Below are 23557 nucleotides of genomic sequence, written 5' to 3'. Positions count from 1 at the left end.
TGCCACCCATTCGCATGAGAAACGAACGTGGCAGCTCACTACATTAGGAGCTTAAGCAATGAGCGTTTCTGATAGGTCGTCCCCTCGCAGTACCGCAATCGACACCCCCGCTCAGATCGGAGGTGCCCAATGATCAACCCACCCCTCAACAAAACCCTCGGCGTCATCACCTTTTCCACCTGCGGCAAACAGCCCAACCTCCACCGTCTATTCCGCGTCAATTCCGGCGTACCCATCCGCGATGCGCTGGAACACGCCTCCGAGCTTCTCCACTGTTCAAAAATGCTGGCATTGGATGCAGCAATGGACACAGGCGCGGACCGTTTTGCCTGGGCAGCGCATTATTTGGGGGAAATGGCGAAGGCGGTGGTGGATGATTTGGCGAATGGGATGTTGCCGAATGGGGTGACAGAGGAGGGGGATTCGGTGGGTGTGTAGGCAGGTGGTTTGAGGGTGTTTGGGCTGGCGCCTTCGCGAGCGCCCGCTCCCACATTTGGACTGTGTTTCAGGCTCGGAGTGGGCGGTGAGCGATGAATCAGCCGGCCGCCCACTTTTCTACAGGCGAAAAAAAAGACCTTGAATTTCAAGGTCTTTTTTTAAGATGGTGCCCCGAGGGAGACTCGAACTCCCACTCCTTTCGAAAACGGATTTTGAATCCGCCGCGTCTACCAATTCCGCCATCAGGGCTCAATGGCGGCGAAGTATAGAGATGAGATTACCGTTGGTCAATCACGTTTCATGGTCAATTTTCACTATTTCCGCTAGACTTCCCGGCCCTGCTAGACGAACCCCATCATGCGCGTTGCTGACTTTACTTTTGAGCTCCCTGATTCGCTGATCGCTCGCCACCCGTTGGCCGAGCGTCGCGCCAGTCGACTGCTGACCCTGGACGGGCCGAGCGGTGCCCTCGCACACCGTCAATTCACTGATTTGCTTGAGCATTTACGCCCGGGCGATTTGATGGTGTTCAACAATACCCGGGTGATTCCGGCGCGGCTGTTTGGCCAGAAAGCCTCCGGCGGCAAGCTGGAAATTCTGGTGGAGCGGGTGCTGGACAGCCATCGCGTGCTGGCCCATGTGCGCTCCAGCAAGTCGCCGAAACCGGGGTCGAGTATCTTGATCGATGGCGGTGGCGAGGCCGAGATGGTCGCGCGTCATGACGCTTTGTTCGAGCTGCGATTTGCCGAAGAGGTGTTGCCGCTGCTGGAGCGCGTCGGCCATATGCCGTTGCCTCCTTATATAGACCGCCCCGACGAAGACGCGGACCGCGAGCGCTATCAGACGGTGTACTCCCAGCGCCTCGGTGCTGTGGCGGCGCCGACGGCCGGGTTGCATTTCGACCAGCCGCTGCTGGATGCCATCGCCGCCAAGGGCGTCGAGACGGCCTATGTGACCCTGCACGTGGGGGCCGGCACGTTTCAGCCGGTGCGTGTGGAGAACATCGAAGACCACCACATGCACAGTGAATGGCTGGAAGTCAGCCAGGACGTTGTGGATGCGGTTAACGCGTGCAAGGCGCGCGGTGGCCGTGTGGTGGCCGTGGGCACCACCAGCGTGCGGTCGCTCGAGAGCGCGGCGCGCGATGGCGTGCTCAAGCCGTTCAGCGGCGACACCGATATCTTCATTTATCCGGGCCGGCCGTTTCATGTGGTCGATTGCCTGGTGACCAACTTCCATTTACCGGAATCCACGCTGTTGATGCTGGTGTCGGCCTTTGCCGGTTACCCGGAAACCATGGCGGCTTATCAAGCGGCCATCGCCAACGAGTACCGCTTTTTCAGCTACGGTGATGCGATGTTTATCACCCGCAACCCGGCGCCGCGCGGCCCTGAGGACAACTTATGAGTCGTATGTCGTTTGAATTATTGGCCACCGACGGTAAAGCTCGTCGTGGTCGCGTGACTTTCCCGCGCGGCACCGTGGAGACCCCGGCGTTCATGCCGGTCGGCACCTATGGCACCGTCAAGGGCATGCTGCCGCGTGACATCGTTGCCACTGGCGCCGAGATCATCCTCGGCAACACCTTTCACCTGTGGCTGCGCCCCGGCACGGAAGTGATCAAGAAGCATGGCGACCTGCATGACTTCATGAAGTGGCAGGGCCCGATCCTCACCGACTCCGGTGGTTTCCAGGTGTTCAGCCTGGGCGCCATGCGCAAGATCAAGGAAGAGGGCGTGACCTTCGCCTCGCCGGTGGACGGTTCCAAGGTGTTCATGGGCCCGGAAGAATCGATGCGGGTGCAGCGCGACCTGGGTTCGGACATCGTGATGATTTTCGACGAATGCACGCCGTACCCGGCTGACGAAGACGTCGCGCGTATTTCCATGGAGCTGTCGTTGCGCTGGGCCCAGCGTTCGAAGAATGCCCATGGCGATAACACCGCGGCGTTGTTCGGTATCGTCCAGGGCGGCATGCATGAAAGCCTGCGCAAGCGCTCGCTGGAAGGCCTCGACAAGATCGGCTTTGACGGCCTGGCCATCGGCGGTTTGTCGGTGGGCGAGCCCAAGCACGAAATGATCAAGGTGCTGGATTACCTGCCGGGCCTGATGCCGGCTGACAAACCTCGTTACCTTATGGGCGTTGGCAAACCGGAAGATCTCGTAGAGGGTGTGCGCCGCGGTGTGGACATGTTCGATTGCGTGATGCCAACCCGTAATGCCCGCAATGGGCATCTGTTCATCGATACAGGCGTGCTGAAGATCCGTAACGCGTTCCATCGCCATGATGATTCGCCGCTGGATCCCACCTGTGACTGCTACACCTGCCAGAACTTCTCCCGTGCTTATCTGCACCATCTGGACAAGTGCGGGGAAATGCTGGGTAGCATGTTGAATACCATCCACAATTTGCGTCATTACCAAGTCCTGATGGCTGGTTTGCGCGAGGCTATTCAACAGGGTACATTGGCCGCCTTCGTCGATGCCTTCTATGCCAAGCGCGGGCTCCCTGTGCCGCCCTTGGACTGAGTTTCCCGACCCTAAGATTCACTATTTGCAACTGGAGTGCTAAATGAGCTTTTTTATCTCTAACGCCATGGCTGACGCCGCTGCGCCTGCCGCTGCCGGCCCGATGGGCGGTGGTTTCGAGTGGATTTTCCTGGTCGGCTTCCTGGTCATCTTCTACCTGATGATCTGGCGTCCACAGGCCAAGCGCGCCAAAGAGCAGAAAAACCTGCTGGGCAGCCTGCAGAAAGGCGACGAAGTCGTGACCACTGGCGGTATCGCCGGCAAGATCACCAAGGTTTCCGATGCTTTCGTGGTACTGGAAGTCTCCGACACCGTGGAAATGAAGTTCCAGAAGGGCGCCATCGCCGCCACGCTGCCTAAAGGCACGCTCAAAGCGATCTAAGTAACAACCTTTACCAATCGACGGGGCGCGCAAGGCGCCCCGCGTTATAAGCGGGCGGCGTGATGCTGAACAAATACCCTCTGTGGAAATACGTACTGATCCTGGCGGTGCTGGCGGTCGGTTTTATTTATTCCGCTCCCAATCTCTATCCTGATGACCCGGCGATCCAGATCTCTGGCGCCAGCACTTCGCTGCAGGTCAACCAGGCTGATCTGGAACGCGCGAGCAAAGCGCTCAACGACGCGGGCATCCAGGTTAAAGCGGCAACATTGGCGGCTGGTGCGAAGGGCGGCTTGTTGCGCCTGACCAAGCAAGAAGACCAATTGCCGGCCAAGGACGTCGTGCGCAAGGTCATGGGTGATGACTACGTTGTCGCACTCAACCTGGCACAGACCACGCCACAATGGTTGCGCAGCATTGGCGCGCACCCGATGAAGCTGGGTCTGGACTTGTCCGGTGGTGTGCACTTCCTGCTGGAAGTCGACATGGACAAAGCCCTCGATGCACGCCTGAAAGTTTATGAAGGCGACGTGAAGAGCCTGCTGCGCAAAGAGAAGCTGCGTTATCGCAGCCTGCCGCAGCTCAATGGCGCCATTCAGTTGGGCTTTGCTGACGAAGCATCCCGCGAACAGGCCCGTGCGCTGATCCGCAAGAACTTCAACGATTTCGACATCGTGCCAGCCGACTTGAATGGTCAGGCGGTGCTGCGTCTGGCGATGAGCCCGGCCAAGATCGCGGAAATCCGCGAATACTCCATCAAGCAGAACTTGACCACGGTGCGTAACCGCGTCAACGAGCTGGGTGTGGCCGAGCCGATCGTGCAGCGCCAGGGCGCCAACCGCATCGTGGTTGAATTGCCGGGCGTTCAGGACACCGCTGAAGCCAAGCGTATCCTGGGTAAAACCGCCAACCTGGAATTCCGCCTCGCGGCTGAGCCCGGTGCTTCGCGCGCTACTTCCGAAGAATTCGAATTCCGTGAAGGTAACCGTCCTCCGGCGCTGATCGAGCGTGGCTTGATCATCACCGGTGACCAGGTCACTGACGCCAAGGCTGGTTTCGATTCGCAGCACGGCACCCCTGAAGTGAACATCCGCCTGGATGGTCACGGCGGCGAACTGATGAGCCGCGCCACGCGCAGCAACGTCGGTCGCAGCATGGCGGTGATCTTCATCGAGCAGCGCCCTGTTACCACCTACACCAAGCAGATGGTCAACGGCGTCGAGAAAGACGTGCCGGTACAGACCTTCAAGGAAGAGAAGAAGATCATCAGCCTGGCGACCATCCAGTCGCCGCTGGGTGCGCAATTTCGCATCACTGGCCTGAACGGCCAGGGCGAGTCCTCCGAGCTGGCGCTGCTGCTGCGTGCCGGTGGCCTGGCCGCGCCGATGTACTTCGCTGAAGAACGCACCATCGGCCCGAGCCTGGGTGCCGACAACATCACCAAGGGTGTCGATGCGGCACTGTGGGGCATGCTGTTCGTGTCCTTGTTCATCATCGCCATCTATCGCTTCTTCGGCATCATCGCCACCGTGGCCCTGGCGGGCAACATGGTGATGCTGCTGGCGCTGATGTCGCTGCTGGGCGCTACGCTGACCCTGCCGGGTATCGCCGGTATCGTGCTGACCATGGGTATGGCGGTGGACGCCAACGTGCTGATCTTCTCGCGGATTCGTGAAGAGATCGCCGCCGGCATGACCGTACAGCGTGCAATCAACGAAGGCTTCGGCCGGGCATTTACCGCGATTCTCGATTCCAACCTGACCACTTTGCTGGTCGGCGGGATTCTCTTTGCCATGGGCACAGGCCCAGTCAAAGGTTTTGCGGTGACCATGTCCCTCGGTATCTTTACCTCGATGTTCACGGCCATCATGGTGACCCGCGCAATGGTCAACCTGATCTTTGGCGGACGTGACTTCAAGAAGTTGTGGATTTAAGGGGCTGCCATGTTACGTACAATCAACTTCATGGGCGTTCGCAACATTGCGTTCGGCGCCACTGTGCTCCTTACCGTTCTGGCCTTGTTCAGCTGGTTCCATAAGGGCCTGAACTACGGCCTGGACTTCACCGGCGGTACGCTCATCGAGCTGACCTACGAGAAGCCGGCCGACGTCACCCTGGTGCGCAACGAGCTGGTCAAGGCCGGCTATCACGAGGCGGTGGTGCAGAGTTTTGGCGCCACTACCGACCTGCTGGTGCGCATGCCTGGCGAAGACCCGCAACTGGGTCACCAGGTAGCCGAGGCCTTGCAGAAGGTCGGTGGCGACAACCCGGCATCGGTCAAGCGCGTCGAGTTCGTCGGCCCGCAAGTGGGTGAAGAGCTGCGCGACCAGGGCGGCCTCGGCATGCTGATGGCGCTGGTCGGCATCATGATCTACCTGGCGTTCCGCTTTCAGTGGAAGTTCGGTGTCGGCGCCATTGTGTCGCTGATCCACGACGTGATCGTGACCGTGGGCATCCTGGCCTACTTCCAGATCACGTTCGACCTGACGGTGTTGGCGGCGGTGCTGGCGATCATTGGTTACTCGCTCAACGACACCATCGTGGTATTCGACCGGGTTCGCGAGAACTTTCGCGTACTGCGCAAGGCAACGTTGATCGAGAACATCAACATCTCCACCACCCAGACGCTGCTGCGGACCATGGCCACGTCGATCTCCACCTTGCTGGCGATCGCGGCGCTGATGATCTTCGGTGGCGACAACCTGTGGGGCTTCTCCCTGGCACTGTTCATTGGTGTTCTGGCCGGTACCTACTCGTCGATCTACATCGCCAACGTGGTGCTGATCTGGCTGAACCTGAACAGCGAAGACCTGATCCCTCCGACCAGCACTGGCAAGGAGGTCGACGACCGTCCTTGATGGGCGTTTGTTGATCAGCGGTTACAAGAAAGGCGCGAGATTGAACTCGCGCCTTTTTTTTGGCTCCAAGGCTGGGTATAGCGCGGATCTTTCGGTCCGTTTGTGATGGTCAGGAGGTTCAACGTGAACAAGTCGTTGCTGGTTGGTGCGGTATTGGGTGCTGTCGGTGTGACTGCCGGGGGTGCTGTTGCCACCTACAGCCTGGTAAAAAGCGGCCCTGAGTATGCGCAAGTGCTGGCGGTGCAGCCGGTAAAAACCCAGATTAAAACCCCGCGTGAGGTCTGCAAGGACGTCACAGTCACCCGGCAGCGTCCGGTGCAGGATCAACATCAAATCGCCGGTACCGTGGTCGGCGCCCTTGCCGGTGGCCTGCTGGGTAACCAGATCGGCGGCGGTAACGGCAAGAAGCTCGCCACCGTAGCGGGTGCGGTCGGTGGTGGTTATGCCGGTAACAAGGTTCAGGAAGGCATGCAGAACCGCGATACCTACACGACGACCCAGACGCGTTGTAATACCGTGAACGACATCAGTGACAAGGTGGTTGGCTACGACGTGCGTTACAACCTGGACGGCAAGGAAGGTACGGTGCGTATGGAGCGTGATCCAGGTGGTCAGATTCCAGTGGACAAGGAAGGGCGTCTGATCCTCGGTCAGAACCAGCAGTAATCTGAGTCTGGCGCAGGCCTCAAAGCTTGTGAGCTTCATAATGTGGGAGGGGGCTTGCTCCCGATAGCGGTGGATCAGTACCAGATATTCTGACTGACATACTGCAATCGGGGGCAAGCCCCCTCCCACACTTGTTAAGTGTTGCTGCTGATACATGGACCTGGCTCAAATCCCAGGCATAAAAAAAGCACCCCGCGAGGTGCTTTTTTGTGCCCGCTCGCTTAACGCTTCAGCGAAGCCGGCAGGTGCGGCTGGATCGCCGTCAGCACTGCCTTGAAGCATTTGGTGTTGCCGGCAACCACATGGCCTTTCTCCAGGAAGTCATGGCCGCCGGTGAAGTCGCTCACCAAACCGCCCGCTTCCTGGATCAACAGGGCGCCCGCCGCCATGTCCCACTCCGACAGGCCCGACTCCCAGAACGCATCAAAACGACCAGCGGCAACGTAAGCCAGGTCCAGGCTCGCTGCGCCAGCGCGACGGATACCCGCGGTCTGGCCAACCAGGGCGCGGAACATGCCCAGATAGTTTTCCAGGTTGTCCATTTGATCGTCACGGAACGGGAAGCCAGTACCCAGCAAGGCGCCATCCAGGCTGGTGCGCCCGCTCACGCGCAGGCGACGGCCATTGAGCTGGGCGCCACGGCCACGGCTGGCGGTGAATTCTTCCTGGCGAACCGGGTCGAGAACGACGGCGTGTTCCAGGCGGCCACGGTATTTGCAGGCAATGCTCACGGCAAAATGTGGGATGCCGCGCAGGAAGTTGGTGGTGCCATCCAGTGGGTCGATGATCCACAGGTAGTCTTCGCCTTCACCGCTGCCTTTGTGCAGGCCGGTTTCTTCGCCAAGGATGCCGTGGGTAGGGTAGGCCTTGCGCAGGGCGTCGATGATTTTCTGTTCGGCAGCGCGATCCACCTCGGATACATAATCCTTGGCGTCTTTTTCGTCGACCTTGATGGTATCCAGGCGCTCGATAGAGCGGAAGATCAATTCACTGGCGCTGCGGGCGGCGCGCAGCGCGATATTCAGCATGGGCTGCATGGATGTGTCACCTAAGGTTGTTAAAGAAAGCCGGGCATTCTAGCAGAAACTTTCTGCAGGTGAAGGACGACGTTAGCTTTCATGGCATAACCTTGGGCGGTTCTGTAAGATTTGCTCCCCTTTCCCGTGTCCGAGAGCGCCTCCCTTGCTGCAAAACATTCGTGTCGTCCTGGTCAATACCAGTCATCCCGGCAACATCGGCGGGGTGGCGCGAGCCATGAAAAACATGGGGCTGACGCGCCTGGTGCTGGTCGAGCCGCGTGTGTTTCCGCACCACGAGGCCGATGCCCGCGCATCCGGTGCCAATGACCTCCTGGAAAACGCCCAGGTTGTCGCCACTCTGGAAGACGCTCTGGTCGGCTGCAACTTGGTGCTCGGCACCAGCGCCCGTGACCGTCGCATTCCCTGGCCGCTGCTGGATCCGCGTGAGTGCGGCACCAAAGTGGTGGAAGAGGCGGCGGGCGGTGCAGAAATCGCGTTGGTATTTGGCCGTGAAGACTCCGGCCTGACCAACGAAGAGCTGCAACGATGTCATTACCACGTGCACATTCCATCAGACCCTGAGTTCAGTTCGCTGAACCTCGGCGCGGCGGTGCAGGTGCTGACTTATGAAGTGCGCATGGCCTGGCTGGCGGCTGCCGGTCAGCCCAGCAAGATGGAGAAGGATGAGGTTGCATCGACCAAAAGTGGCGAGCTCGCCACCATGGACGAGCTGGAACGCTTCTATGAGCACCTGGAGCACACCCTGGTGGCCATCGAGTTCCTCGATCCTGAAAAGCCACGGCACTTGATGGCGCGCCTGCGTCGCCTTTACGGGCGCAGCTCGGTCAGCCGGGCGGAAATGAATATATTGCGTGGCATCCTCACGGAGACCCAGAAAGCGGCCCGTGGCGAGCTCCTTAAGCGGAAGGATTAAAAATGTTCGAGCGTTTGCGAGAAGATATCCAGAGTGTTTTCCACCGTGACCCGGCGGCGCGCAACGCCTTTGAAGTGCTGACCTGCTACCCGGGCATGCACGCGATCTGGATTCACCGTTTGTCCGGCGCCTTGTGGGGTATGGGCTGGAAATGGCTGGCGCGGCTGATGTCGAACTTCGGGCGCTGGTTGACCGGGATCGAGATTCATCCGGGCGCCAAGGTCGGGCGTCGTTTCTTTATCGACCATGGCATGGGCATCGTGATTGGCGAGACGGCTGAAATTGGCGATGACGTGACCCTTTATCAGGGTGTCACCCTCGGTGGTACCACTTGGAATAAAGGCAAGCGTCACCCGACGCTGGGCGACGGCGTGGTGGTGGGCGCGGGCGCCAAGGTACTCGGCCCGTTCACCGTAGGCGCCGGTGCCAAGGTGGGCTCCAATGCGGTGGTGACCAAGGCAGTGCCGCCCGGTGCCACGGTTGTGGGCATTCCTGGACGGATCATCGTCAAGCCGGAAGTGGGCGACGAGCAGGAGGCCAAGCGCAAGGCCATGGCCGAAAAGATCGGCTTCGATGCCTACGGCGTCAGTGAAGACATGCCCGACCCGGTCGCGCGCGCCATCGGCCAGTTGCTTGACCACCTGCAAGCGGTGGACGGCAAGCTGGACGGGATGTGCGGCGCGCTAAAGGAATTGGGCAGCAGCTACTGCGCAAAAGACCTGCCTGAGCTGCGCGAAGAAGACTTCGCCGAGATCAAGAGCGAAACCGTTACCAAGGCTGGCTGAGTTCTCACCACCACCACAAAACCAATGTGGGAGGGGGCAAGCCCTAATGCCAGTCAGTTAAGCGTACACCACCGTCTGTAGGAGCGAGCTTGCTCGCGAAAAACGTCAACGATAACGCGTGCTTCCTGAATAAACGTGGTGCCTGTGAGTTTTTCGCGAGCAAGCTCGCTCCTACAAAAAGCCTTAACTGACTGGCATTAGGGCAAGCCCCCTCCCACATTTGGTCTTCATAGTGTCTGGAATTGCTGACCGTCCGCTGCCGCTGTTCCTCCCCACCCCATCCTGCTATGATTCGCGCGCCCTTTTTACGGGTAATCCTGACTAAAGTACTAGGTCTTATAGTTGACTTAAATACTCGGGAATCGCATACTTGCTCCCATTCTGAAACACCTTGGTACTTGTCCATGAGACTGACTACAAAAGGCCGATACGCGGTGACTGCCATGCTCGACCTGGCTTTGCACGCGCAAACTGGGCCGGTGTCCCTGGCCGATATCTCCGAGCGCCAAGGCATTTCCCTGTCCTACCTCGAGCAGCTGTTCGCCAAATTGCGCCGTAGCAACCTGGTTTCCAGCGTGCGGGGGCCAGGTGGTGGCTATCAGTTGTCCCGCGACATGCAGGGCATTCAGGTAGCCCAGGTGATCGATGCGGTCAACGAATCCGTCGACGCCACCAAATGCCAGGGCCTGGGTGACTGCCACGCCGGCGACACCTGCCTCACGCACCACTTGTGGTGTGATTTGAGCCTGCAGATCCATGAGTTTTTGAGTGGTATCAGCTTGGCTGATCTTGTGACTCGCCGTGAGGTGCAAGAAGTAGCCCAGCGTCAGGACCAGCGCCGTTGCAACACCAAGGCGCCGCGTCTGGACAAGATCGAAGCGTCCGCCGTCGAGTGACAGCCGCAGAGCTAACGGCACGCCAGCCAGCCTGATTTAGGAGAAAGTCCATGAAATTGCCGATTTACCTTGATTACTCAGCGACCACCCCGGTTGATCCGCGTGTCGCGCAAAAAATGAGCGAGTGCCTGCTGGTTGACGGAAACTTCGGCAACCCGGCCTCCCGTTCCCACGTATTCGGCTGGAAAGCCGAGGAAGCGGTCGAGAACGCTCGTCGCCAGGTCGCCGACCTGGTTGGCGCAGACCCGCGCGAAATCGTCTGGACCTCCGGTGCTACCGAGTCCGACAACCTGGCAATCAAGGGCGCGGCGCATTTCTATGCGACCAAGGGCAAGCACCTGATCACTACCAAGATTGAGCACAAGGCTGTCCTCGACACCATGCGCCAACTGGAGCGTGAAGGTTTTGAGGTCACCTACCTCGAGCCGACCACCGACGGTATCGTCACCCCGGCCATGATCGAAGCCGCGTTGCGTGAAGACACCATCCTGGTTTCGGTGATTCACGTGAACAACGAAATCGGCACCATCAACGACATCGAAGCGATTGGCGAACTGACCCGTTCCAAGGGCATTCTGCTGCACGTCGACGCCGCTCAGTCCACCGGCAAGGTCGACATCGACCTGTCCAAGCTGAAAGTCGACCTGATGTCGTTCTCGGCCCACAAGACCTACGGCCCTAAAGGCATCGGCGCGCTGTACGTGAGCCGCAAGCCGCGGGTGCGTATCGAAGCGACCATGCATGGCGGCGGTCACGAGCGCGGCATGCGTTCCGGCACCCTGGCGACACACCAGATCGTCGGCATGGGCGAAGCCTTCCGCGTCGCCAAGGAAGACATGGCGGCCGAAAACGTGCGCATCAAGGCCCTGAGCGATCGCTTCTACAAGCAGGTCGAGAACCTTGAAGAGCTGTACATCAACGGCAGTATGACTGCCCGCGTACCGCACAACTTGAATTTGAGCTTCAACTACGTCGAAGGCGAGTCGCTGATCATGGCGCTCAAGGACCTGGCGGTTTCGTCCGGTTCGGCCTGTACCTCGGCGTCCCTTGAGCCTTCGTATGTATTGCGCGCCCTGGGCCGCAACGACGAACTGGCACACAGCTCGATCCGCTTTACCTTCGGCCGCTTCACCACCGAAGAGCAAGTCGACTACGCCGCGCAGAAAGTCTGCGAAGCCGTCAACAAGCTGCGCGTTCTGTCGCCGCTGTGGGACATGTACAAAGACGGTGTCGACATTTCCAAGATCGAGTGGGCGGCACACTAAATATAGAAGCCGCCACCCAAGCTCTGTAGGAACGTGGCGGTCAACGCAGGCGTTTCTACAGGGTTCCAGAGCGGCCCTGATGAGTGAGGATTCAGTACCATGGCTTACAGCGAAAAGGTCATCGACCACTACGAAAACCCGCGCAACGTCGGCAAGATGAACGCGGAAGATCCTGATGTCGGCACTGGCATGGTTGGCGCTCCGGCGTGCGGCGATGTGATGCGCCTGCAGATAAAGGTCAACGACGCTGGCGTTATCGAAGACGCCAAGTTCAAGACCTACGGCTGCGGTTCGGCCATCGCCTCCAGCTCCCTGGCGACCGAATGGATGAAAGGCAAGACCCTGGATGAGGCTGTCACCATCAGCAACACCCAGCTGGCCGAAGAACTGGCCCTGCCGCCGGTGAAAATTCACTGCTCGGTACTCGCCGAAGACGCCATCAAGGCGGCCGTTCGCGACTACAAGCAGAAGAAAGGCTTGATCTAAGTATTTGGCGACGAGTAAGGAGTCAACGATGGCTATCAGCATGACAGAAGCGGCTGCGCAGCACATTCGCCGCTCCCTGAATGGGCGCGGTAAAGGTGAGGGGATTCGTCTGGGTGTTCGCACCACGGGCTGTTCCGGCCTTGCCTACGTGCTGGAGTTTGTCGACGAGGTGGTTGAAGAGGATCAGGTGTTCGAAAGTCACGGCGAGAAAGTGATCATCGACCCGAAAAGCCTGACCTACCTGGACGGCACCGAGCTCGATTTCGTCAAGGAAGGGTTGAACGAAGGCTTCAAGTTCAACAACCCCAACGTACGCGGTGAATGTGGCTGCGGCGAAAGCTTCAACATCTGAGGCTTCTTGTGGGTACTCCTTGTCATTTCGCTTTATTCGAGTTGCAACCGAGCTTTCGGCTGGACCTCGAGCAGCTTGCCACGCGCTATCGAGAATTGGCGCGTGGCGTGCATCCGGACCGTTTCGCTGACGCTTCCGAGCGTGAGCAACGCCTGGCGCTGGAGCAATCGGCCAGCCTCAACGAAGCCTATCAGACGCTGAAAAGCCCCCCCAAGCGCGCGCGTTATTTGCTCGCGATGAAGGGCGGTGAGTTGCCGATGGAAGTCACCGTGCATGACCCGGACTTCCTGATGCAGCAGATGCAGTGGCGCGAAGAACTTGAAGAGTTGCAGGACGAAGCCGATGTGGCTGGCGTCGCGGTCTTCAAGCGGCGTCTGAAAACCGCCCAGGATGAGCTCAACGAAAGCTTCGCAGCCTGTTGGGATGATGCGGCGCAACGCGAGCAGGCCGAGCGCCTGATGCGGCGCATGCAGTTTCTCGACAAGCTCACCTACGAAGTGCGCCAGCTAGAAGAGCGCCTCGACGATTAACCCAGTGCTGCCCGTGATGCACGCCTGATAGACAGATAAGACCTGATTACCATGGCTCTACTGCAAATCGCCGAACCCGGCCAAAGCCCTCAACCGCACCAGCGTCGCCTGGCGGTCGGGATTGACCTGGGCACCACCAATTCCCTGGTCGCCGCCTTGCGCAGCGGCCTGTCCGAGCCGCTGCCCGATGCCGATGGCCAGGTGATCCTGCCGTCTGCGGTGCGTTATCACGCCGACCGCATCGAAGTGGGCGAGTCGGCCAAGCTGGCAGCCTCTACCGACCCCTTGAACACCGTGCTGTCGGTCAAGCGCTTGATGGGCCGTGGGTTGTCCGACGTCAAGCAATTGGGCGACCAGCTGCCGTACCGCTTTGTCGGCGGCGAATCCCATATGCCGTTCATCGACACCGTCCAAGGCCCGAAAAGCCCGGTGGAAGTGTCAGCCGATATCCTCAAGGTGCTGCGCCAACGTGCGGAAACCACCTTGGGCGGCGAACTGGTCGGTGCGGTGATCACCGTCCCGGCGTATTTCGATGACGCGCAGCGCCAAGCCACCAAGGACGCGGCGAAACTAGCCGGTCTGAACGTGCTGCGCCTGCTCAATGAGCCGACTGCGGCTGCTGTGGCTTACGGTCTGGATCAGCATGCTGAAGGCCTGGTCGCGATTTACGACCTGGGCGGCGGTACTTTTGATATTTCGATCCTGCGCCTGACCGGCGGCGTCTTCGAAGTGCTGGCCACCGGCGGCGACAGCGCCCTCGGCGGTGACGATTTTGATCACGCCATCGCGAGCTGGATCATCAGCAGTGCGGGCTTGTCTGCCGACCTGGACCCGGGTGCACAGCGCAGCCTGCTGCAAACCGCCTGCGCCGCCAAGGAAGCGCTGACGGATGCTGCAACTGTTGAAGTTTCCTACGGCTCCTGGTCGGCCCAACTGACGCGCGAAGCCTTCGATGCGTTGATCGAACCCATGGTCGCCCGCAGCCTGAAAGCCTGCCGCCGGGCGGTGCGAGATTCCGGTATCGAACTGGAAGACGTCGGTGCCGTGGTCATGGTGGGCGGCTCCACCCGTGTTCCGCGCGTGCGTGAAGCCGTCGCCGAAGCCTTTGGCCGCCAGCCGTTGACTGAAATTGACCCGGACCAAGTCGTCGCCATTGGCGCCGCGATCCAGGCCGATACCCTGGCCGGCAACAAGCGCGATGGTGGCGAATTGCTGCTGCTTGATGTGATTCCGTTGTCCCTGGGCCTGGAAACCATGGGCGGCCTGATGGAAAAGGTGATTCCACGCAACACCACCATTCCCGTCGCCCGCGCCCAGGACTTCACCACGTACAAAGATGGCCAGACGGCCATGATGATCCATGTGCTGCAAGGCGAGCGCGAGCTGATCAGCGACTGCCGCTCCCTGGCGCGCTTTGAATTGCGCGGTATCCCGGCCATGGTGGCGGGCGCGGCGAAGATTCGTGTGACCTTCCAGGTGGACGCCGATGGCCTGCTCAGCGTGGCTGCGCGGGAGTTGGCCTCAGGCGTTGAAGCCAGCATCCAGGTCAAGCCGTCCTACGGGCTGACTGACGGCGAAATCGCCAAGATGCTCAAGGACTCGTTCCAATATGCCAGCGACGACAAGGTCGCCCGCGTGTTGCGTGAGCAGCAAGTCGACGCCCAGCGCCTGCTCGAAGCGGTGCAGGGCGCCCTTGAGGCTGACGGCGAGCGCCTGTTGGATAGCGAGGAGCGCATGGTCATCGACCTGCAGATGCAGGAGCTGGCCGAACTCATGAAAGGCACCGATGGTTACGCCATCGAGCAGCAGACCAAGCGTCTGTCGCAAGTGACCGATGCCTTTGCCGCCCGTCGTATGGACCAGTCGGTAAAAGCCGCCCTGGCGGGCCGCAACCTGAATGAACTTGAGGATTAACTGATGCCGCAGATCATTTTTCTGCCACACGCCGAGCATTGCCCGGATGGTATGGTCGTGGAGGCTGAGACCGGCAAGTCCATCCTTGAAGTCGCCCACGACAATCATATCGAGATCGAAAGCGCCTGCGGCGGTGTGTGTGCCTGCACCACCTGCCACTGCATCATCCGCGAAGGCTTCAACAGCCTGGAAGAGGCCGATGAGTTGGAAGAGGACTTCCTTGACCGCGCCTGGGGCCTGGAAGCGACTTCTCGCCTGAGCTGTCAGGCCAAGGTCGGCACTGAAGACATCACGGTCGAAATTCCGAAGTATTCGCTCAACCATGCGGCCGAAGCGCCGCATTGATTCAAGGAAGTGTCATGAGTCTTAAATGGGTTGATGTGCAAGAGATCGCTATCCTGTTGGCCGACGGCAACCCGGATATGGATCCCTACTCCCTGAACTTTGTAGCTTTGCGTGACATGGTCATGGCCTTGCCAGGCTTTGATGATGAGCGCGATCGCGGTGGTGAAAAGGTTTTGGAAGCTATCCAGACTGCCTGGAAAGAAGAACAGGACTGAAGCCTCCCTTACGCAGTTAGGCAATACCCAATAACCCGCGTATAATTCGCGGGTTTAATTTTTCGTAAATTACCGTTTCTGGAGTTACACCATGGCTGTTCAACGTACTTTCTCCATCATCAAGCCTGACGCTGTTGCAAAAAACGTCATCGGCGAGATCACCACTCGTTTCGAAAAAGCCGGCCTGAAGGTTGTAGCTTCGAAACTCAAGCAACTGTCCAAGGCTGAAGCTGAAGGCTTCTACGCTGAGCACAGCGCTCGTGGCTTCTTCGGCGACCTGGTTGCCTTCATGATCTCCGGTCCTGTTGTTGTTCAGGTTCTGGAAGGCGAAAACGCTATCGCTCTGAACCGTGAGCTGATGGGCGCTACCAACCCTAAAGAAGCTGCTGCCGGCACCATCCGTGCTGACTTCGCTGAATCCATCGACGCCAACGCTGTACACGGTTCGGACTCCGAAGCCGCTGCTGCTCGCGAAATCTCGTACTTCTTCGCAGCTACCGAAGTAACCGCTCGCTAAGCATCGGCTTAAAGAGTGAGGGTGAATCCATGACAACATCGACTGTTAAAACCAACCTGCTGGGTCTGACTCAGCCGGAAATGGAGAAATTCTTCGACTCAATCGGGGAGAAGCGTTTCCGTGCCGGTCAGGTAATGAAGTGGATTCACCACTTTGGCGTCGACGATTTCGACGCCATGACGAACGTCAGCAAGGCCTTGCGCGACAAGCTCAAGGCCATTGCTGAGGTGCGTGGTCCTGAAGTAGTCAGCGAAGACATCTCCACCGATGGCACCCGTAAGTGGGTGGTGCGCGTGGCGTCCGGCAGCTGCGTCGAGACCGTATACATTCCCCAGGGCAAGCGCGGCACCTTATGCGTTTCGTCCCAGGCAGGCTGTGCCCTGGACTGCAGTTTCTGCTCCACCGGCAAGCAAGGCTTCAATAGCAACCTCACCGCCGCCGAAGTCATCGGCCAGGTGTGGATTGCCAACAAATCCTTTGGCAGCGTCCCGGCGACCGTCGACCGTGCCATCACCAACGTGGTGATGATGGGCATGGGTGAGCCGCTGCTGAACTTCGACAACGTGATTGCGGCCATGCACCTGATGATGGACGACCTGGGCTACGGCATTTCCAAGCGCCGTGTGACCCTGTCGACCTCCGGCGTGGTACCGATGATCGATGAGCTGGCCAAGCACATCGACGTTTCCCTGGCGTTGTCGCTGCACGCACCGAATGACGCATTGCGTAACCAATTGGTGCCGATCAACAAGAAGTATCCGCTTAAGATGCTGCTCGAATCTTGCCAGCGCTACATGGCGACTTTGGGCGAGAAGCGTGTGCTGACCATTGAGTACACCATGCTCAAGGACATCAACGACAAGGTCGAGCACGCGGTCGAGATGATCGAGCTGCTCAAGAACACCCCGTGCAAGATCAACCTGATTCCGTTCAACCCGTTTCCCCATTCTGGCTACGAGCGGCCGAGCAACAACGCCATCCGCCGTTTCCAGGATCAACTGCACCAGGCCGGCTACAACGTCACTGTCCGCACGACCCGCGGTGAAGACATCGACGCCGCCTGTGGCCAATTGGTAGGGCAGGTGCTGGATCGCACCCGTCGCAGTGAGCGTTACATCGCCGTGCGTGAGTTGAGCGCCGCCGACGATGCACCGCAAAGCGCTGCAAATCGAAACTGAGAGAGGACCTCTATGCCCTTGCGCCTTGCGCTGCTGTTGCTTGTTACCGGTCTCGCGACCGGTTGTGTTTCATCGGGCCATGACAGCCCTTTGCAAACCGGCAAGGGCCGTGACGCGGCGCGAGCGGCCTATGTGCAACTGGGCTTGGGCTATCTGCAACAAGGCATGAACGAGCAGGCCAAGGTGCCCTTGAAAAAGGCCCTCGAGCTGGATGCCGACGATGCTGATGCCAATGCCGCGCTGGCGCTGGTGTTCAAGGCGCAGGCCGAGCCCGAGTTGGCCGATCAGTATTTCACCAAGGCGCTGGCTTCCCGTCCTGGCGACGCCCGGTTGCTGAACAACTACGGCAGCTTCCTGTTCGAGCAGAAGCGTTATGAGCAGGCTGCCGTTTATTTCCGGCAGGCCAGTACCGATACCCTTTATCCTGAGCGTTCGCGCGTCTTCGAGAACCTTGGGGTGACGTCGGTACACCTCGGCCAGCGCGAGCTGGCGCGTCAGCAACTGGAAAAAGCCCTGCTCCTGAACGCTCGCCAGCCACGTGCCTTGCTTGAAATGGCTGAGTTGTCTTACGAAGACAGGCATTATGTGCCGGCACGCGACTATTACGAGCGTTTCAGCCGGCTCAGCGGGCACAATGCACGTAGTCTGTTGCTCGGTGTGCGCCTGGCGACGGTTCATGAAGAACGCGACACGGCCGCACGTTTTGGCCAGCAACTCGAACGACTCTATCCCGGTACGCCGGAATATCAGCAATACCTGTCGGAGCAATGATGAAAGCCGCGCACCCGGAAGTTGTAGCAGCTAATCGCGTCAACCCAGGCGAGACCTTGCGTCAGGCCCGCGAAAGCAATGGTTGGTCGCTGGCGGAAGTGGCCCTCAAGCTCAATTTGACCAGTACCTCCCTGGCCAATCTGGAGGCTGGCGCGTTCGACAAGCTGCCTGGGCACACGTTTGCCCGCGGCTATATCCGCGCCTATGCCAAATTGCTGGGCATCGACCAGACCGCGCTGGTCCAGGCGTTCGACCAGTACACCGGCACCGACTCCCAGGGCAGTAACGTCCATGGCCTCGGGCGTATCGAAGAGCCCACTCGGGTTTCCCACACGATTTTGCGCATCGTCAGCCTGTTGCTGTTGATTGCGGTGATCGGCGGTGGCTTCGTCTGGTGGCAAGACCAGGCCTCCCAGCGCAATAAAGACCTGACCAGCAACGCGCTGGAACACGTCGAAGTCGAAAGCGCCGATGGCACCACCCAGATTCATCCGCTGGATGAGCCGGAAGACCAGGCGGTTGCCGAATCACAAGCCGCGCCAGAAGCGCCTGCCCCCGTCGAACAGCCGGCTCCAGACGCCGCCAGCGCACCTGCTGCGACTGCGACCGTACCCGCTCCGGCTCCAGCAGCGCCTGTCGCCCAAGCCCCTGCACCAGCCGCTCCGGCACAGGCGCCTGCACCGGCTGCGCCCGCCATTTCGCCGCCCACCACGCCTGCGTTGATCGCCGGTGACGGGCGCGTACAGATCACCTTCGTTGCCGACTGCTGGACGCAACTCACCGATGGCAACGGCAAAGTGCTGTTCAGCGGCCTCAAGCGTAAGGGAGATACGCTTGACCAGGGCGGCAAGCCTCCTCTGACGCTGCGTCTGGGCTTCGCCCGTGGCGCGCAAGTGGCCTACAACGGCCAGCCTGTGGACGTGGCGCCGTTCACCAGTGGCGAGACAGCTCGCCTCAAGTTGGGACAATAGTCATGCACGGCGAATCTCCAATCAAACGTCGCGTATCGCGCAAGATCTGGGTCGGCTCGGTGCCGGTGGGCGGCGATGCCCCCATCGCGGTGCAGAGCATGACCAACAGCGACACCAATGACGTGGCCGCCACCGTCGCCCAGATCAATCGTCTGGAAGCGGCCGGCGTGGACATCGTGCGGGTTTCCGTACCGGACATGGACGCTGCTGAAGCGTTCGGCCGTATCAAGCAATTGGTCAAGGTGCCACTGGTTGCCGACATTCACTTCGATTACAGGATCGCATTGCGCGTAGCCGAATTGGGTGTGGACTGCCTGCGCATCAACCCGGGCAACATCGGTCGTGAAGACCGTGTGCGCGCTGTGGTCGATGCGGCCCGTGATCGCGGCATCCCCATCCGCATCGGCGTTAACGCCGGGTCGCTGGAAAAAGACCTGCAAAAGAAATACGGCGAGCCGACTCCGGCGGCGCTGGTCGAGTCGGCCCTGCGCCATGTTGAACACCTCGAACGCCTGAATTTCCAGGACTTCAAGGTCAGCGTAAAGGCTTCCGACGTGTTCATGGCCGTAGAAGCCTACCGCCTGCTGGCCAAGGAAATCGTACAGCCGCTGCACCTGGGCATTACTGAAGCGGGCGGTTTACGCTCAGGCACAGTGAAATCTGCGGTGGGTCTCGGTATGCTGCTCGCCGAAGGGATTGGCGATACTATCCGCATCTCCCTGGCGGCAGACCCCGTAGAGGAAGTGAAGGTCGGTTACGACATTCTCAAATCCCTGCGTTTGCGTTCCCGTGGCATCAACTTCATTGCCTGTCCGAGCTGCTCGCGACAGAACTTCGACGTGGTGAAAACCATGAACGACCTGGAGTTGCGTCTCGAAGACCTGCTGGTGCCGCTGGATGTGGCGGTGATCGGTTGCGTGGTCAACGGACCGGGCGAGGCCAAAGAGGCTCATGTGGGCTTGACCGGCGGTACACCGAACCTGATTTATATCGACGGCAAGCCGTCGCAGAAATTGACGAATGACAATCTGGTGGATGAGCTGGAAAAGCTGATCCGCCAGAAAGCGGCCGAAAAGGTCGCCGCTGATGCAGCGCTGATCGCTCGCGGCTGATTGAACGAATTTAAGGATTTGATGTGAGCAAGTCTCTGCAAGCCATTCGTGGCATGAACGACATCCTGCCGGAGCAGACGCCACTGTGGCGCTATTTCGAGAGCACGGTCGCGCGCCTGCTGGATAACTACGGTTACAAGCAGATTCGTATGCCGATCGTTGAATTCACCGAGCTGTTCAAGCGCTCCATCGGTGAAGTGACCGACATCGTCGAAAAAGAGATGTACACCTTTGAAGACCGTAACGGCGACTCCCTGACCCTGCGTCCGGAAGGCACCGCCGCGTGCGTTCGCGCTGTGCTGGAGCATGGCATCACCGGTGGCGGCCAGACCCAGAAACTGTGGTACATCGGCCCGATGTTCCGCCACGAACGTCCGCAGAAAGGCCGTTATCGCCAGTTCCACCAGATCGGTTGCGAAGTCTTCAACCTGGACGGTCCGGACATTGACGCCGAACTGATCGTTCTGACCTGGCGCCTGTGGGGCCAGTTGGGCATCCGCGACGCGGTCAAGCTCGAACTCAACAGCCTGGGCACCAGTGAGTCCCGTGGCCGCTACCGGGTCGCCCTGGTGGAGTACCTGTCTGCCCACCTGGATAAATTGGACGAAGACAGCCAGCGCCGCCTGAAGACCAACCCGTTGCGCGTGCTGGATACCAAGAACGCCGACACCCAGGCCGTGCTGCTCGATGCGCCGAAAATGGCCGATTACCTGGACGAAGAATCCCGCACGCACTTCGAGGGCCTCAAGGCTCGCCTGGATGCGGCGGGTATCCCGTATGTGATCAACCCGAAGCTGGTGCGCGGCCTCGATTACTACAGCAAGACCGTGTTCGAATGGGTCACCGACAAACTCGGCGCCCAAGGCACCGTGTGTGCCGGTGGTCGTTACGACGGCCTGGTCGAGCAGATGGGCGGCAAGCCGACCGCGGGCGTGGGTTTCGCCATGGGCATCGAGCGGCTGATCCTGCTGCTGGAGACCCTGGAGCAAGTGCCCGAAGAGATTTCCCGTCAGGTGGACGTGTATCTTTGTGCTTTTGGCGAGGCCGCCGAACTGGCTGCGTTGGCCCTGAGCGAAAAAGTGCGTGACCAGCTGCCGAACCTGCGTCTGCAGATCAATGCCGGTGCGGGCAGCTTCAAGAGCCAGTTCAAGAAGGCCGACAAGAGCGGCGCGTTGTATGCGCTGATCCTCGGCGATGACGAATTGGCCCAGCAAGTGATAGGTTTCAAACCCCTGCGTGGTCAGGGCGAACAACAGAACATTGCCTTTGATGCGCTCGCTGCGCACCTGGCCACCTGCGTCGTGCAGGGTTGAAGCTGTCGAACAGCCGAATTTAGCGATTAAGGAGTATTGGGGTGTCGAGTACTGATGATGAGCAACTGGCCGAGTTCAAGGACTGGTGGCAGCGTAACGGCAAGCCCCTGGTTACTGGCGGTCTGCTGGCTTTAGTGGTGGTGTTCGGCTGGCAGGCCTGGACCAAGTATCAGGCCAACCAGTCCCAGGGCGCCTCGATCGTTTATCAGCAGTTGCTGGAAACTACCCTGACGCCGGACGGCAAGCCCGACCCTGCCCAAGTGGCAGACCTGGCCGGCAAGCTGAAGAACGAATTTGGCGGTACTGCCTACGCGCAGTACGGCAGCCTGTTCGTCGCGAAAGTCGCGGTCGACACCGGCAAGCTCGATGATGCAGCCACTGAGCTCAAGGCCATCGCCGACAAACCGACCAACCCGACCCTGGGTGAAATCGCACGTCAGCGCCTGGCACAGGTGTTGGCGGCACAGAACAAGGCTGACGAAGCACTCAAACTGCTCGACGGCGATGCTGACAAGGCATTTGTAGCCACTCGCGAAGAGCTCAAGGGTGACCTGTTGGTCCAATTGGGTCGTACCGACGAAGCCAATGCTGCGTACCAAAAAGCCAAGGCGGCGCTGTCTGATGAAGCGGCGGTCGGTGGCTTACAAATCAAGCTGGACGACTTGGCCAAAGGGGATGCGTGACGTGATCCGTTGGAAACATGCAGCATTGCTGGCTCTGGCCGTTCTGGCCGCGGGTTGCAGCAGCAACAGTAAAAAAGAACTGCCGCCTGCGGAGCTGACCAGCTTCAAGGAAGAAGTGGTCCTGCAAAAGCAGTGGAGCCGCTCCATCGGTGACGGTCAGGGTGAAACCTACAACATGCTGGTACCGGCAATCGACGGTGACAACATTGTGGCCGCTGACGTCACTGGCATCGTGACCTCCATGGACCGCATGACCGGTGACGTGAAGTGGAAGAAAGACCTTGAGTTGCCTGTTTCCGGCGCCGTAGGCGTGGGTTACGGCATGGTCATGCTCGGCACGCTCAAGGGTGAGGTCGTGGCCCTGGATTCCAGCACCGGTGAAGAGAAATGGCGCGCTCGCGTGACCAGTGAAGTCCTCGCACCGCCTGCCACCAACGGCGATGTCGTCGTGGTGCAAACCCAGGATGATCGGGTGATCGGTCTGGACGCGGCCACCGGCAACCAGCGCTGGTTGTACGACAGCACCCCGGCGGTGTTGACCTTGCGCGGTACCAGCGGTCCGATTGTGACCAACAATCTGGCCGTTGCGGGCCTGTCGACCGGTAAAGTGGTCGCCCTGAATACCCAGAACGGCGTGCCGGCCTGGGAAACCCGCGTAGCTATCCCGCAAGGTCGTTCCGAGCTGGATCGCGTGGTGGACATCGACGGCGGCTTGTTGCTGTCCGGCGAGACCCTCTACGTCGCCACTTATCAGGGCCGTGTCGCGGCACTGGACCTGCAGAGCGGCCGTGTCAACTGGCAGCGTGATGCTTCCAGCTACGCCGGTGTCGCCCAAGGGTTTGGCAGCGTCTATGTGAGCCTGGCGTCCGGCACCGTTGAAAGTGTCGACGAGCGTTCCACCACGGCACTGTGGAGTAACGACTCCCTGGCTCGCCGTCAACTGTCGGCCCCGGAAGTCTTTTCCAGCTACGTAGCGGTCGGTGACTTCGAAGGCTACCTGCACCTGCTGAGCCAGGTGGACGGTCGCTTCGTAGGTCGCGAGCGTATCGACAGCGACGGCTTGCGTGCGCGTCCGCTGGTGGTGGGTAACATGCTTTATGTGTATGGCAACAGCGGCAAGCTGGAAGCCCTGACCATCAAGTAAGAACTATGCTTGGGGGCTTAGCCCTCTGGCAGCTTCACCTGTAGGAGCGAGCGTCATGTGGCGAGGGAGCTTGCTCCCGCTGGAGTGCGAAGCGCTCCCAAACCGGTCAAACAGGTGCATCTGATGCATCTCGGTCGAATGGTTTTGGGGCTGCTACGCAGCCCAGCGGGAGCTAGCTCCCTCGCCACGACAAGCTCGCTCCTACAGTCGAGCACCAGCCGCTGCCCTGCAGCGGCTTTTGTATTTTCTGAAATA

At 59.8% G+C, this 23557-nt stretch carries 26 protein-coding genes and 1 tRNA gene; 25 read left to right on the top strand and 2 right to left on the bottom strand.

From position 1 onward, the window contains the following. The first annotated feature begins 129 nt into the window (after positions 1-129). Positions 130-438, top strand: a complete 309-nt coding sequence (locus C4J88_RS22125; RefSeq protein WP_076949885.1) for a DUF3077 domain-containing protein — start codon at positions 130-132, stop codon at positions 436-438. A 164-nt stretch (positions 439-602) separates the two neighbouring features. Here C4J88_RS22125 and C4J88_RS22120 read toward each other — a convergent pair. Then, positions 603-687, bottom strand: a tRNA-Leu gene (locus tag C4J88_RS22120). A gap of 108 nt (positions 688-795) precedes the next feature. On the opposite strand from C4J88_RS22120, the gene queA reads away from it, so the two are divergent. The 6 genes from queA (at position 796) to C4J88_RS22090 (ending at position 6872) form a co-directional block, all read left to right on the top strand. Next, the gene (gene queA / locus C4J88_RS22115; RefSeq protein ID WP_124408107.1) at positions 796-1845 is read left to right on the top strand and encodes a tRNA preQ1(34) S-adenosylmethionine ribosyltransferase-isomerase QueA; all 1050 of its coding nucleotides are present in this window, start codon (positions 796-798) and stop codon (positions 1843-1845) included. Between the two features lie 5 nt (positions 1846-1850). Beyond that, on the top strand, positions 1851-2966 hold the full coding sequence (gene tgt, locus C4J88_RS22110) for a tRNA guanosine(34) transglycosylase Tgt (protein WP_164487749.1): 1116 nt from the start codon (positions 1851-1853) through the stop codon (positions 2964-2966). Between the two features lie 43 nt (positions 2967-3009). Continuing rightward, entirely contained in the window at positions 3010-3348 is a 339-nt protein-coding gene (gene yajC / locus C4J88_RS22105) for a preprotein translocase subunit YajC (protein ID WP_003175975.1), read from the top strand. Positions 3349-3410: 62 nt separating this feature from the next. Next, complete coding sequence (gene secD, locus C4J88_RS22100) at positions 3411-5282, top strand: protein translocase subunit SecD (protein WP_124371768.1); 1872 nt, start codon at positions 3411-3413, stop codon at positions 5280-5282. Between the two features lie 9 nt (positions 5283-5291). Then, complete coding sequence (gene secF / locus C4J88_RS22095) at positions 5292-6206, top strand: protein translocase subunit SecF (protein WP_124408105.1); 915 nt, start codon at positions 5292-5294, stop codon at positions 6204-6206. A gap of 123 nt (positions 6207-6329) precedes the next feature. After that, complete coding sequence (locus C4J88_RS22090) at positions 6330-6872, top strand: glycine zipper 2TM domain-containing protein (protein WP_005791197.1); 543 nt, start codon at positions 6330-6332, stop codon at positions 6870-6872. A 221-nt stretch (positions 6873-7093) separates the two neighbouring features. Here C4J88_RS22090 and suhB read toward each other — a convergent pair whose 3' ends face one another. Further along, entirely contained in the window at positions 7094-7909 is an 816-nt protein-coding gene (suhB, locus tag C4J88_RS22085; protein ID WP_003175971.1) for an inositol-phosphate phosphatase, read from the bottom strand. A 145-nt stretch (positions 7910-8054) separates the two neighbouring features. Here suhB and trmJ point away from each other — a divergent pair, with 145 nt between their 5' ends. The 18 genes from trmJ to bamB all read left to right on the top strand — a co-directional run bounded on the left by trmJ (position 8055) and on the right by bamB (position 23302). After that, the gene (gene trmJ, locus C4J88_RS22080) at positions 8055-8825 is read left to right on the top strand and encodes a tRNA (cytosine(32)/uridine(32)-2'-O)-methyltransferase TrmJ (RefSeq protein ID WP_124408104.1); all 771 of its coding nucleotides are present in this window, start codon (positions 8055-8057) and stop codon (positions 8823-8825) included. 2 nt (positions 8826-8827) lie between these two features. Further along, positions 8828-9610 carry a serine O-acetyltransferase gene (cysE, locus tag C4J88_RS22075; protein WP_124408103.1) on the top strand — a complete coding sequence of 261 codons (783 nt, stop codon included), beginning with the start codon at positions 8828-8830 and terminating at the stop codon, positions 9608-9610. Between the two features lie 404 nt (positions 9611-10014). Continuing rightward, the gene (iscR, locus tag C4J88_RS22070) at positions 10015-10506 is read left to right on the top strand and encodes a Fe-S cluster assembly transcriptional regulator IscR (RefSeq protein WP_003194020.1); all 492 of its coding nucleotides are present in this window, start codon (positions 10015-10017) and stop codon (positions 10504-10506) included. A 50-nt stretch (positions 10507-10556) separates the two neighbouring features. Beyond that, positions 10557-11771, top strand: coding sequence for an IscS subfamily cysteine desulfurase (locus C4J88_RS22065; RefSeq protein ID WP_057723964.1), 1215 nt, complete (start codon positions 10557-10559; stop codon positions 11769-11771). 99 nt (positions 11772-11870) lie between these two features. Beyond that, positions 11871-12257, top strand: a complete 387-nt coding sequence (gene iscU, locus C4J88_RS22060; protein WP_003175965.1) for a Fe-S cluster assembly scaffold IscU — start codon at positions 11871-11873, stop codon at positions 12255-12257. Between the two features lie 28 nt (positions 12258-12285). Next, positions 12286-12609 (top strand): iron-sulfur cluster assembly protein IscA, encoded by a 324-nt coding sequence (gene iscA / locus C4J88_RS22055; RefSeq protein WP_003209680.1) that lies wholly within the window; start codon positions 12286-12288, stop codon positions 12607-12609. A gap of 8 nt (positions 12610-12617) precedes the next feature. Next, positions 12618-13139 (top strand): co-chaperone HscB, encoded by a 522-nt coding sequence (gene hscB / locus C4J88_RS22050; protein WP_014719822.1) that lies wholly within the window; start codon positions 12618-12620, stop codon positions 13137-13139. A gap of 51 nt (positions 13140-13190) precedes the next feature. Next, positions 13191-15053: a Fe-S protein assembly chaperone HscA gene (gene hscA / locus C4J88_RS22045; RefSeq protein WP_124408102.1), complete on the top strand. Its 1863-nt coding sequence runs from the start codon at positions 13191-13193 to the stop codon at positions 15051-15053. Positions 15054-15056: 3 nt separating this feature from the next. Then, positions 15057-15398: an ISC system 2Fe-2S type ferredoxin gene (gene fdx, locus C4J88_RS22040; protein ID WP_057723961.1), complete on the top strand. Its 342-nt coding sequence runs from the start codon at positions 15057-15059 to the stop codon at positions 15396-15398. A gap of 14 nt (positions 15399-15412) precedes the next feature. Further along, positions 15413-15613 carry a Fe-S cluster assembly protein IscX gene (gene iscX / locus C4J88_RS22035; protein WP_017846180.1) on the top strand — a complete coding sequence of 67 codons (201 nt, stop codon included), beginning with the start codon at positions 15413-15415 and terminating at the stop codon, positions 15611-15613. A 91-nt stretch (positions 15614-15704) separates the two neighbouring features. Then, on the top strand, positions 15705-16130 hold the full coding sequence (ndk, locus tag C4J88_RS22030) for a nucleoside-diphosphate kinase (protein ID WP_003175956.1): 426 nt from the start codon (positions 15705-15707) through the stop codon (positions 16128-16130). 29 nt (positions 16131-16159) lie between these two features. Continuing rightward, positions 16160-17308: a 23S rRNA (adenine(2503)-C(2))-methyltransferase RlmN gene (gene rlmN / locus C4J88_RS22025; protein ID WP_124371765.1), complete on the top strand. Its 1149-nt coding sequence runs from the start codon at positions 16160-16162 to the stop codon at positions 17306-17308. A 12-nt stretch (positions 17309-17320) separates the two neighbouring features. Then, entirely contained in the window at positions 17321-18079 is a 759-nt protein-coding gene (gene pilW / locus C4J88_RS22020) for a type IV pilus biogenesis/stability protein PilW (protein WP_124368258.1), read from the top strand. Beyond that, positions 18079-19050, top strand: coding sequence for a RodZ family helix-turn-helix domain-containing protein (locus tag C4J88_RS22015; RefSeq protein ID WP_124368257.1), 972 nt, complete (start codon positions 18079-18081; stop codon positions 19048-19050). The genes pilW and C4J88_RS22015 overlap by 1 nt, the downstream gene beginning before the upstream one ends. A 2-nt stretch (positions 19051-19052) precedes the next feature. Continuing rightward, entirely contained in the window at positions 19053-20162 is a 1110-nt protein-coding gene (gene ispG, locus C4J88_RS22010; protein ID WP_124368256.1) for a flavodoxin-dependent (E)-4-hydroxy-3-methylbut-2-enyl-diphosphate synthase, read from the top strand. A 23-nt stretch (positions 20163-20185) separates the two neighbouring features. Then, positions 20186-21475: a histidine--tRNA ligase gene (gene hisS / locus C4J88_RS22005; protein WP_124368255.1), complete on the top strand. Its 1290-nt coding sequence runs from the start codon at positions 20186-20188 to the stop codon at positions 21473-21475. 41 nt (positions 21476-21516) lie between these two features. Next, complete coding sequence (locus C4J88_RS22000; RefSeq protein ID WP_124364292.1) at positions 21517-22158, top strand: YfgM family protein; 642 nt, start codon at positions 21517-21519, stop codon at positions 22156-22158. Then, the gene (gene bamB, locus C4J88_RS21995) at positions 22151-23302 is read left to right on the top strand and encodes an outer membrane protein assembly factor BamB (protein ID WP_124368254.1); all 1152 of its coding nucleotides are present in this window, start codon (positions 22151-22153) and stop codon (positions 23300-23302) included. The genes C4J88_RS22000 and bamB overlap by 8 nt, the downstream gene beginning before the upstream one ends. Positions 23303-23557: the final 255 nt, after the last annotated feature.

The sequence above is a fragment of the Pseudomonas sp. R4-39-08 genome (assembly GCF_003852275.1).
GTDB lineage: Bacteria > Pseudomonadota > Gammaproteobacteria > Pseudomonadales > Pseudomonadaceae > Aquipseudomonas.
Note: the sequence above shows the minus strand (reverse complement) of the source record. Positions and strands in the feature narration are given on the sequence as shown.